Source organism: Prevotella sp. HMSC073D09 (assembly GCF_001814145.1).
Taxonomy (GTDB): Bacteria; Bacteroidota; Bacteroidia; order Bacteroidales; family Bacteroidaceae; genus Prevotella; species Prevotella conceptionensis.
On the sequence record NZ_KV815082.1, the window covers coordinates 10,507 to 21,948 of the forward strand.

The 11,442-nt window shown below is 47.2% G+C and carries 8 protein-coding genes; all 8 read right to left on the reverse strand.

The window, feature by feature from the left end; genetic code table 11:
* Positions 1 to 381: 381 nt before the first annotated feature.
* Entirely contained in the window at positions 382 to 2,460 is a 2,079-nt protein-coding gene (locus HMPREF2955_RS06515) for an outer membrane beta-barrel family protein (RefSeq protein WP_070722011.1), read from the reverse strand.
* Positions 2,461 to 3,223: 763 nt separating this feature from the next.
* A complete protein-coding gene (locus tag HMPREF2955_RS06520; protein ID WP_019187398.1) occupies positions 3,224 to 4,642 on the reverse strand; it encodes a tetratricopeptide repeat protein in 1,419 nt (472 codons plus the stop codon).
* Between the two features lie 259 nt (positions 4,643 to 4,901).
* Entirely contained in the window at positions 4,902 to 5,864 is a 963-nt protein-coding gene (locus HMPREF2955_RS06525) for a PstS family phosphate ABC transporter substrate-binding protein (RefSeq protein WP_070722013.1), read from the reverse strand.
* 6 nt (positions 5,865 to 5,870) lie between these two features.
* Complete coding sequence (locus HMPREF2955_RS06530) at positions 5,871 to 6,704, reverse strand: energy transducer TonB (protein ID WP_019187400.1); 834 nt, start codon at positions 6,702 to 6,704, stop codon at positions 5,871 to 5,873.
* A gap of 40 nt (positions 6,705 to 6,744) precedes the next feature.
* Entirely contained in the window at positions 6,745 to 7,404 is a 660-nt protein-coding gene (locus HMPREF2955_RS06535) for an ExbD/TolR family protein (protein ID WP_070722015.1), read from the reverse strand.
* A gap of 3 nt (positions 7,405 to 7,407) precedes the next feature.
* On the reverse strand, positions 7,408 to 8,019 hold the full coding sequence (locus HMPREF2955_RS06540; protein WP_070722017.1) for an ExbD/TolR family protein: 612 nt from the start codon (positions 8,017 to 8,019) through the stop codon (positions 7,408 to 7,410).
* A 31-nt stretch (positions 8,020 to 8,050) separates the two neighbouring features.
* On the reverse strand, positions 8,051 to 8,881 hold the full coding sequence (locus HMPREF2955_RS06545; protein ID WP_009231766.1) for a MotA/TolQ/ExbB proton channel family protein: 831 nt from the start codon (positions 8,879 to 8,881) through the stop codon (positions 8,051 to 8,053).
* A 253-nt stretch (positions 8,882 to 9,134) separates the two neighbouring features.
* Positions 9,135 to 10,328, reverse strand: a complete 1,194-nt coding sequence (locus tag HMPREF2955_RS06550) for a pyridoxal phosphate-dependent aminotransferase (protein WP_019187404.1) — start codon at positions 10,326 to 10,328, stop codon at positions 9,135 to 9,137.
* Between the last annotated feature and the right edge of the window lie 1,114 nt (positions 10,329 to 11,442).

Genomic DNA, 11,442 nt, shown 5'->3' on the forward strand with positions numbered 1-11,442 from the left:
ATATCATACGCATAATCTTAGACGTTCGTTGGGAGTCAAGTGCCTTTTGGGATTCTATTAGGCCTGCTGGTCCAGCATGGAGGGAAGCCTTTATCCGTAAATGTCTTGATGCGAAAGTGTTGGATGTGTCTTGGGAACACTTCTATATACCCGAACGAACGACATCGAGTGAGAAGTAAAGTCCTCCTTTTCCTCTGCGTATGGGTTGTGTTGATGCCATGCTACGCACGTCTTGCGTTCTTCTAACAACATTTTTCCAAAAGCAATTCTGTTTGACTATAATTGGTAAAAGAACAACTCCTACCCCCTACTCTATTCGCACGGAGCGGGGACGTAGGGGGCGTTATCCCTTAGGAGAGTGTATGGGGGACGGGCGGATGTTTACTTTCTCATCCTGGAAGTATCAACTTCTTTCTTCGTTTTGGCCTTGTAGTTGCCGAACTTATAAATAACGCTGAGCGCAAGGGTTGTCCAATCTTGCACCACTCGCAAGCCGAAATCTTGGTTGCCATAGCCCGAATGTGTGACCATTCGGCGATTGGTTAGGTTAAACCCCGACAACACTGCATTCCATTTTCCATTTGCAGATGCCCACCGCATGGAGGCATTTAAGGAGAACATGCCATTGATGTCGTACACCCCTTGAATGGCGCGGGACTGGAACGTGGGACTAACGGAAAAGCGCACATTAGTTTTTTTGCTCAACAGAGCCGACACATTGCCTCCTGTCCGCATGGAGAAACGTTGGCGATTGAAAGGCAAATCGAAGAAGTGGTTGTTCTTATCGCTGATGAACATGCCTGTAACATAAACGTTGCCGTTGAGCCATGAGCCTGCCGAAAAACGCGCCATTGCCTGCAAGCCAAAGATGTTGCGGTGGTTGAAGTTAACATCCTGCATCACCACCGCCATGCGATTGCTAAGCTGATAGGGCAATTGTATAGCGTAATCGTTGCAGATATGGGCAAATGCCACAAGGGTGTAACGGCCTTTGATGAGCCAAGACAGCGACGTGTCGTAGCTTTTGGAGGGCCTTAACAAGGGGTTCCCCCATATCTCAGAATAGGCAGAGGAGTAGTAAATCTGGCTCATCGTGCTCCAATAGCTTGGGTAAGTGGCGTTAGAGTTGAACGATAGGTTCAGCGTATGGTAGCTGTTTACCTGCCATGCCGCGTTCAGGGTGGGGAAAACACGCCAATCGTTCCATTGCGGCGTATGATAGTTCTCTATGGCTAGGGTTGTTTCTAGGCTGACTCCTTTCCCAAACTGTTTGCTAAATCCTATGTAACCATTAAAGCGTTGCTCATCAATGTTCACCTCGCTGGTGGCCTCTGGTATCACTATGCCAGCATCGTTGAGTGTGGTTTGATAGCTTTTGTTGTTTGTGGTTTGCCATTCAAGACCATAGCTTAACTGCCATCCGCGCCCTAAGGTGTGTACCTGGTCGGCCGTGAATAGCCATTTTCGGATGGTTTGGTCGCTCTTTGCAGCCACCACTCGCCTATCTGCGCCCAATTGTCCATTGAGAGATTGGTTGCGTGGCGAACTATAATAGGTGTATGTTCCGTTAAGTCGCAGTCCGAAAGGCAGGGTGTAATATAGGCCGATGTTGTGCAGCAGATTGTGTCCCTCGCTGCTTTGTGCAGATACGCTGCTGCCCGTTGTCGTGTTTTTGCTGTCAATGAAGTTAGCGCTTGAAATATAGGACAATTCAACCGTGTGGTGTTCAGCAAAGCGATAGACTAGGTCAACACCGATGTCGTGGGATGTTCCGGTGCTAGTGTTGCTTGTCTTGTCGCTGTAAGCCACGCGCGTTCCGTTCAGCGGATGCTGGGCATAGTGTTCTGCCTCTGCATATCCTTTACCGCCAGTAAAGGTATAATTCAAGTCGAGTGTAAAGCGTCCATTGGCATACAACAAGTTGCCTTGCCCAAGGCCTCGTGCATATTTCGACTTGTTGAGCGTGGCTTGCAGCTGCCCCGAAGTGTGGTGCTGTCCGCCGTAGTCGTTGGTTATGATGTTGATTGCAGCTCCGCGAACATGGTATTGTGCAGGAGCCGAAAGCATTACTTCGGCTTTCGACAGCCGCGAGGCAGGCATGTTTTTAAGTTTTGCTATGGCTTGGGCTTGGCTTAGGGTGCTGGCCTTTCCGTCGATAATGAGTGTTACGCTTGCGCCAACCAAGCTTAGACTGCCGTCGGCTGCACTAATGCCTGGTATGTTGGTGATGGCATCGTAGGCGTTGTCGGCAGGGAGTTTCTCTAAAAGCAGCTGCATATTATACACTAGCTTGCCCCTTTCGAGTTTAACAGTGGGGCGTTCGCCTTTCACAACCAGTTCGGGTAGTTCGCGATAAAGCGAGTCGATAGACAAACTGTCGCTTGTATTGACTTTACCTTGTGCGTACGAAAGCGCACAAGTAAACAAAGAAAGGACTAATATGCTGCATCTTGGTTTCATTGGCGTATATGTTGGTGGGCAGATTACATTGACAATCAACGCAAAAACTTGCTTTTGCTTAATGGATTAAACGTTTATGGCATCGCAACAAAGTTACAAAAAAATGAAATATGAAACAACATTAAAGAGGAAAAATCTTGGTAAGAGGTGAAGGGGTGAAAGGGTGAAAGAGTGAAAGAGTGAAAGAGTGAAAGAGTGAAAGAGTGAAAAAATGGCTAACGCCACCGATGCACTTGGCTTAACTTCATTGCCCACTTACTCCTTTGCTACTCATTAAAAAAGCATTTGGCTTAACTCCTTAACTCCTTAACTACTCACAAAAAAACATTTGACTTAACTCCTTAACTAGGATGTTAGTTAACGAGTTGACAAGTTAACGAGTTGACAAGGATTATCGTCCACTCTGCAACCAAGCATTTGGCTTAACTCCTTAACTCCATAACTCCTACTAGAAAGCATTTGGCTTAACTCCTTTAACTAGGATGTTAGTTAACGAGTTGACAAGTTAACGAGTTGACAAGGATTATCGTCCACTCTGCAACCAAGCATTTGGCTTAACTCCTTAACTCCATAACTCCTAAAAGTAAAAGGATAAAACGGAAAAGGGGTGAGCCACACAAATGTGACACACCCCAATGATTACTTATAAGTTTGGCTATAGGTTTGTTCTAGAAATCGAACACTTCTGCGTAAGTATTATTTCACTTCTTACGCTTGAGCACTTTAGAACCAACCTATTTGCTACTCAGTTGTTGATAAATACTTACTTAACGCCCAAAGCTTGCTTAGCCGCTTCGTTTTCAGGGTCAATCTCCAACACCTTCTTCCAATATCCGTCAGCCGTTGCCTTATCGTTCTTCACAAGGTAATAATAACCCAGGTAGCGATAAGCCTCAGTCAAGCGGGCATTGTCGGCCTTGTCGCGGTCGGTTTTGGTAGCCAAAGAGTTTACGATAGCCTCGTAGAAAGGCTTGGCAAGACCTTCTTTGGTCTCGGGGTCGAGATTGGAATTGATGCGAGCACGCATAAAGTTGGCGAAGTCGATGTTGGCAGGGAACTTCTCGCCCAGACGCGCATAAACATCATCGGCCTTCTTAAACGAAGCTTTCTGCTGGTCGCCCGTCTGCTTTGCAGCCAAATTCATGTAGATGGTAGCCAATCCTGCCATGTCGCTAGCCGTAGTCTTGGGGGCATGTTTGAGATACTCCTCATAATAAGCGGTGGCCTTATCAAAATCTTCTTTTGATAGATAGAGGTCGGAAAGAGCCTTGCGGTTACTATTAACCAACTCTTCGTTGCCCTTGTTCTCTTCCATCGCCTTGTTAAACATCTCGATAGCCTTGTCGTACTGTTTGTCGTTCTTCAGAGCCGTACCATAATAGGTGTAGTCGAAACCCGTGAACTTAGAACTGTCAGAGGCGTTGAAAAGAGCATCGGCATACTTCAAAGCCTCGGCGGTGCGCTCCATGTCGGTAAGGTTATAGAAAGCAAGACGGTTCCAAGCGGCCTTACGTGGGTTGCGCGAAAGTCCGTACAGAGCCATTTCCAAACTCTTATCACGCTTTTGCAGCATCCACGCCTCGGTAGCATAGTTGGTAATATCCACATCCTCGAGTTTGCTCTTGTCGGTTACCTTGTCATAATACTGCAAGCTCTGCTCCATGCGGTTAGAGGCATAGAGAATACGGCCGGCTAAAGCATCAACAGCCACGTCGGGGCGTTGTGCACGCAAGTCGTTAAGCTTTGCCACAGCTTCTTCGGGACTACGTCCGCGGTAGATGTTGGCATACTTGAAGTATCCTTCGGGGTTCTTTGGGTCGAAATAAATGGCTTGCTGATACCATGCAGCAGCGGCACCGCCATCATCCTTCAACACCTCGATGTCGCCCAAGAGGATGTAACCTTGACCGTAGTTCTTGTTGGCCTTGATAGCCAGGTTGGCATACTGCTTGGCATTTGCCGTATCCTTGGCCTCGAAATAGGCGCGTCCAATACCAGCCAACACCTCGGCGTTCTTCTTGTTCTTTTTGAACACTTCTTTAACTTGGTCTTTTGCCGCAGCGGGGTTGGCGATAATTACCTTAGAGATGGCGTCGATGGTAGACTTATTGTCTTGCGCCATGAGCGGCGCGCTGATACCTACCACCAACGCACCTAGTAAAAGATATTTAACTGTTTTCATAATCCTACGTTCTTATAATACTCTTAGCGTGTTCTGCAAAACGCTTTACTGTTTGCGTTCGTTACTTTCTGAGCTGACAGCTAGCGCATGCCTTGCGTCAGTGCTTGCGCATTTGTCAGTTGTTCGTTGTTCTACCCCTGTGCCTACGTTGCGAGCAACATGAGAAAGTTCAACGTAAGGGATGCGTTACGGCAAGTTCGCAACCTGCCGCAAGCATGCCTATACCTTCTTAGACGACAGAAGGCTCCAATTGTTTTATCTATTGATTAACATTAACATCCCTTATGGTTATGTTACCTTGCACAGGCAACAATCCTGATTTAAGGATGATAAGCTGCCCTTTGGGCGATGCCATGAACTGCGCAAATCCCCAAGGCAGCCCATGATAAGGGTCGTTGAGAAGGGCGTAGATGGTTCGTATCAATGGATAATTACCGTTATATATATAATATTGGTAAGGTTTCCAACTGTTGGCTGGCGTGCCTTTGTCTTTTCTACTTACCGACATTACACGAATATTCTTGTTGAAAGTGAGATTGGTGCTATCTCGTTTGTCGTTGAGCCAGTTGCTGCCGATAATGCCGATGGCATTCGGAGTCTTCTCAACGTAGTCCACCACGTCGGCCGTTTTGTTCGTTGCAACGACATTGGGGTTGGTGATGGGTTTTCCGCCAAGTATGGAGTCTTCGGCGAAGTGTACGGTGCTAGACCGCTTATTGTCGAAAACCACCGTGATGGTGCCCCGCTTTGAACCGGGGAAGATGTCGCCCCAATTCTTCGCCTCGCCGCGAAGCACACGCGCGATGTCCTTAACAGAAATGCAAGTGTCGACATTGTTCTTGTTTACGATGAGCGCCAACCCATCGTAAGCCAACTTGATGGTTTGTGGTCGGAACTGCTTATCGTAAAGGCTCTGGTACTCTTTCTTTTTGAAATCACGACTGGTGATTACGAGGCTGACGCTATCTTTAAGCAAGAGCGTGATACCTTCGCCCTCGGTTGTGTAAATGGGATTGACCGTGGCTTGGGGATAGACAGCGTGGAACACCTCGCGTTCCTCGTCGATGATGGGACTAAAACTTTCGTCAGAGGCGAAACTAATCACCCCTGACGAATATGTGTCCGTGCGGCCGTTCTTGCGCTTGCTTTCTCCACAAGCGGCAAGAACAAAGCTACACAGTGCTAATCCTACGATTGTGTAAGATGTTATGCTTTTTCTCATAAAATGCTATTGCAGTCTGAATGAAACAGGAACGTTGTACTTAACACGTACAGCCGAACCATTCTGCTTACCTGGAATCCAGTTGGGCATGCTCTTAACAACGCGAGCGGCCTCGCGGTCTAGAGAGGGGTCTACCGAACGAGCCACCTTCACGTCGGTGATAGAGCCGTCGCGCTCCACAACGAACGAGATAACAACACGTCCTTGTACGCCGTTCTCCTGTGCTACGACAGGGTACTTCACGTTGTCCGACAAGAATTTCATCAATGCGGCATCGCCACCAGGGAATTGAGGCATCTGCTCAACCACCTCGAAGATCTTCGTTTCAATCTCGGGTTTGGGCTCGGGCTGTGCCACAGCTTCCTTGATTTTGAGAACCTCTCCAGCAGCATCATCGTTACCCTTCACGTCGAGAGCACCGATAGCTGTCTTGGTAGACATGATTTCTTCTTGTGTTTTAATTTCATCCTCAGGTTTCACCTGGTCGTCTCGCTTAATTACGGGTGCGGTGAACTTCACCGAACTTTTCACACGCTCAACAACCTTCTCAGGTTCGGTATTAACCTTGGGTTTCTGTTTCACCTCAGCCTGTTTCTTTGGCTGGTTGAGCGCAGATATCTCCGTAACCTGAGTGGCGTCAACCTTTCCTCGGCTAGCCTCGATTACGCTTTTGATGGCAACAATCGAGAACACCAATACTGCAGCAGCAAGGATAGAGATCATGGCGAGGATGTTGCGCTTGGTGGTTCCCTTACGGAGCTTATACGCACCATACGCTTGGTTTTTGCCTTCAAACACGAGGTCTACCCAGTCGCCGTCAACCAAATCAATCTTTGACATAGTTTTCTCCTTTCTTATTAATAATTAACATGCCACCGGCTTATTCAATACCCTTCTTTTTCAGCAGTTCGCTGTCTTGGGGATTGATTTTGTCGATAACGTATTTACCTATACTGCAAATTTGCATTTCGTCGAGAACATCCACCAAGTTCTTGTAAGAAGCCTTGTCGGTAGCTTTGATGATGATGGTCAGCGTTGGTATTTTCTGTCCATCCACTTCACCGCTTTTGAGTTTAGACAATTCCTTGTCGTACTCGGCTTGTGTGAACTTGGGGTTTTCAAGTTTCTTCTTATCCAGTTGCTGTTTGGCAAGCATGATTTTCCTTACAGGCACCGTACCGTCTTCCGTTTCATGGTTGATCAATATGTCACGGATGCCCTTGGCCCCCCATGTCGTTTCCTTCATTGTAGAGGGGTCGTTGTAGTTAGGCAAACCATCCACGTGATAAATCTTATCATTACCGGCCACGTAGATTGTGATTGTCTGCGAGGCTTTGGTCACGGTCTTATCATCGTCTTGGATATTCTTATCGTTACTAGGCATACTCAATTCCATCGTCTGCGGTTTGGCCAAAGAGGTACAGAGCATGAAGAACGTGATAAGAAGCATCATCATGTCCACCATAGGGGTGAAGTCGACGCGGACGTCTTTTTTCTTTTGTTTTCCGCCGCCTTTTCCTTGTTCAACTAATTCTGCCATTCTTTAATCCTCCACCTTTTTATACGATGTAATGAGATAGTAACGGTTTTCGCTTAAGTCTTGGAGTTCGGACATCACCTTCTTCACCAAGGCGTAGGGCGTTTTCTCGTCGGCCTTAATAGCCAGTTTCACGTCGGGATTAACCTTACGTGCCTCTTTCACCCAAAGTTGGAACTCGCTTTCCTTACCGTCGATACTGTCGGTAGGAATGCCATAGTTCTTGAGTGTTTGAGCCATTTCGGTTTCCGATTGCGAGAGATATTGTTGGATAGAGTTCATCGGAACTCCCCACATGGCGTCTTTCTTGAACTTGCTCACCTGTTGTGGTGTGAACTTCATTCCATAAAGCTCGCTCATGCCTTCGAGTACGGCCTGCGTATCGTTTTGGTTGTCCATACTCATGAATATCTTGCCCGTCTTATCGACAAGGATATTCAGCACACTCTTCTCGGGCACCTTAATCTCCGACACCGAGCCAGGGGTAACCACCTTCACGGGTTCGTTCTTGACGAAAGTAGACGTCAACATGAAGAACGTTAGAAGGAGCACCATGACGTCGCTCATCGGGGTCATGTCGATCCAAGTGGATTTCTTCTTAATTTTTACTTTACCCATAGTGATAAAATTTTAAAGGGTTAGCAAAAAATTAAGCTTCGTCTGCGTGGTTGGCTTCGTAGGTCTGAGCGATAGAATAACCAACCTCATCGAGTGCGTAGGTCAACTTATCGATCTTGTTGGTAAAGAAACCGTAAGAGATAACAGCGAACCACGAAGTGGTAATACCGAAGGCCGTATTGATAAGAGCCTCAGAAATACCAGCAGACAGAGCCAGCGAGTCTCCACCGCCACCGGCAGCCAGAGCCTGGAACGACTTGATCATACCCGTTACCGTACCAAGAAGACCGGTAAGTGTACCCAGCGTTACGAGGGTTGCCAAGATGGGAAGGTTCATCTGCAAGGTAGGCATTTCAAGTTGTGTAGCCTCTTCGTGAGCTTGTTGAATCTTAGCAATCTTCTGCGAAAGCTTAATGCCGTGAACGGTTTCCATTGCTTTGTAAGCTTGCAGCGAAGCCGAAACAACGTTGGCTACCGAACCCTTTTGCTTGTCGCAAAGTTGTTGTGCACGGTTGAAGTCCTTGGCGTTAAGGGCTGCCTTGATGTTAGCTACGAACTTGGTGAGCGAACCCGTTCCGAATGCGGTGCGCAATGCCAACCAACGCTCAACAGAGAGTGCGAGCACGGTGAGCAACAAAGTCTGGATTACAGGAACCACAAGACCGCCCTTGTATATCGTTCCCCAAATGTCGAGTGGGTGTCCTTCGTTATCTCCACCTTGGAAGTGAGCCGGGCTACCCAAGTAGAACTTGAAGAAGCATGCAGCGATGATGAAGCAGCAAACGATTACCCAAAATGCTGCTCTAATTCCTTGAAAGCCCTGAGACTTTTTAGCAGGGCTGGCTGTTTTCTGTGTTGCCATAATTGAATTTTTTAAATTTTAGTTGTTAATAAATATTTAAGTTTATTTTGTTCCTTATAGTATAGACGTTCGTCCAAATGCTGATTTGTTGTTGGGCTTTTGTCCTTAATGGTCACGCAAAGATACTCATTAATGTATAAAATGAAATACAATTAAGAAGTTTTAACGACGAAAAGTTACTAACAAGTCTGCTAAATAGCATAAACGCACCATTATAAAGGAAAAAAACGGCTTTTTGTCACAATTCTCAATATTATACAAGTCTTGCTAACGTTTCTTTAATTCGCCTCATTGCCTCGCGAAGATTGTCGTCGCTTGTGGCATAGCTAAGCCGAATACACTCCGGATCGCCGAACGCGTCGCCCGAAACGGTTGCCACATGGCCCACTTCCAGCAGATACATGGCCAAGTCGGTAGCGTTGTTTATCACATAGCCATCGGTATGCTTACCAAAGAGGCTGCTACACTTGGGGAAGAGGTAGAACGCGCCTTCGGGAACATTCACTTCGAGGCCCTCTATCTCCTTTGCCAGTTTCACAACGAGGTTTCTACGCCGTTCAAAAGCCAAGCGCATGTCCTCCACACAACCTTGGTCGAGCGTGTAAGCAGCCTCAGCCGCCTTTTGGCTCACCGAGCATGGGCCGCTGGTATATTGTCCTTGCAGCTTATTGCATCCTTTTATTATCCACTCGGGCGCGGCCATGTAGCCAATGCGCCATCCCGTCATGGCATAAGCCTTTGAAACGCCATTAACGATGATGCACCTTTCTTTCATGCCGTCGAACTGGGCGATGCTTTCGTGGCGTCCCACATAGTTAATATGTTCGTAAATCTCATCGGCCAGCACATAGAGGTCGTCGTGCCTACGTATCACTTCTGCCAAAGCCTTCAACTCCTCTTTAGAATATACGCTACCTGTTGGGTTGCTGGGCGAACACAAGATAAGCATCTTCGTCTTAGGCGTGATGGCGGCCTCCAACTGTTGTGGCGTCATCTTGAAGTTCTGCTCAAAACCGGCGTTCACATACACAGGTGTACCTCCGGCAAGCTTTACCATTTGCGGATAGCTCACCCAGTATGGTGCAGGTACAATCACTTCATCGCCGTTGTTCACCAAGGCCATCACCGCGTTGCACACGCATTGTTTAGCCCCGTTAGACACCATCACCTCGTTAAGACCATATTCCAAATCGTTCTCCTTCTGCAACTTAGTTACTATAGCCTTTCTCAGTTCGGGATAACCAGGTACGGGCGAGTATCTTGAATAGTTCTCGTCCACAGCCTTTTTGGCCGCATCCTTGATGTGGTCGGGTGTATTAAAGTCCGGCTCTCCCACACTCAGGTTGATCACGTCGATACCCTGAGCTTTCATTTCGCTACTTTTTTGCGACATAGCGAGTGTTGCCGAAGGCGATAGCCGATTAAGTCTGTCAGATAATTGTGCCATACATATTCTTGTTTAGAAGGTTTATTTTGCAAATGTACTTATTATATCACAGCTAACGAAACAAAAGCAACTTTATTTTACAAAAAAAGTGTTTTTTCTTTTATTTGTCATCGTTTCATGCCGAACGAGGATTCCGACATGGGGTTATCCGTTTTAAGACTAGATGGAGTTTCGACCGACATGATTACGACAGGAACAGGCAATAAGCTTACAAACTGTCAGGCCTGCAAAGACAAACGGTTACGATTTGACACAGCACCATAGCATTGCTCCAATCCATACAACCACGAGTAGTTTTGCAAGCATCACGCACTCAGCACTTGGAATTTGGGTGGGCAAACAACACCTTGTATTATGACCAACTGGTATAGGTGCCATGCCAAACGTTCTTTTTTCGTTCCTCGAAAAGTGCGTTTTCTCGCCATGACAATGTTCGAGCAAGCTCTCGACATTGTTCATTTGGCTTAACGAGACCGTTCTTCCCTCGTTCCTCGAAAGGTGCGTTTCCTCGCCATGGCAATGTTCGAGCAAACTCTCGACATTGTTCATTTGGCTTAATGAGAACGTGCGTTAATGGGCTTGTGCGTTTAAAGCTTACGCGCTTGTGTGGCTTTGGGCTTACCTGCCCTTAGCTGGGTGGGTTGGGTTTAGGCCGCGCATGCCTTGGCAACCATAAAAGACACCAAATTGATTGGGCAAACAGCTTGTGATAGTCTGCATCTTGGCGGCGTTTGATGCGCCGGTAGGTAGGCCCTCATGGGCAGTTTGTGTGTTTGTTAGGTTTAAGCGCATGGCAACGTTGCGCATTTGTTGCTGAAAGTAAATGGTTTTCGAACTCCAATCGCTGTTGGCTAATTGCTGCACCATTTGTATGTGGCAAAATGTGGTTGTGCATCAACAAGGGGTTGGGCGGAAGTCGTTCCGTGTGTTTTCTACAAGTTGAAAGCCGGCGGTAGATGGCAGCATGCCTCTGCCTTTGCATGATGCTGACTTCGTTGGTCGTGCGTGGCCTGCTCTACAACCGCCTGCGCTGCTGGTTGTAAGCGTACGTGCTTTCTGTGGCATTACCCACATGTGTGCGTGCGGCATAATTGGTTTTGTCTAGTTTTCAGCA

Coding starts and splice junctions, on each gene's coding strand:
- HMPREF2955_RS06515 (WP_070722011.1), bottom strand. CDS start 2,460: ATGAAACCAAGATGCAGCATATTAGTCCTTTCTTTGTTTACTTGTGCG.
- HMPREF2955_RS06520 (WP_019187398.1), bottom strand. CDS start 4,642: ATGAAAACAGTTAAATATCTTTTACTAGGTGCGTTGGTGGTAGGTATC.
- HMPREF2955_RS06525 (WP_070722013.1), bottom strand. CDS start 5,864: ATGAGAAAAAGCATAACATCTTACACAATCGTAGGATTAGCACTGTGT.
- HMPREF2955_RS06530 (WP_019187400.1), bottom strand. CDS start 6,704: ATGTCAAAGATTGATTTGGTTGACGGCGACTGGGTAGACCTCGTGTTT.
- HMPREF2955_RS06535 (WP_070722015.1), bottom strand. CDS start 7,404: ATGGCAGAATTAGTTGAACAAGGAAAAGGCGGCGGAAAACAAAAGAAA.
- HMPREF2955_RS06540 (WP_070722017.1), bottom strand. CDS start 8,019: ATGGGTAAAGTAAAAATTAAGAAGAAATCCACTTGGATCGACATGACC.
- HMPREF2955_RS06545 (WP_009231766.1), bottom strand. CDS start 8,881: ATGGCAACACAGAAAACAGCCAGCCCTGCTAAAAAGTCTCAGGGCTTT.
- HMPREF2955_RS06550 (WP_019187404.1), bottom strand. CDS start 10,328: ATGGCACAATTATCTGACAGACTTAATCGGCTATCGCCTTCGGCAACA.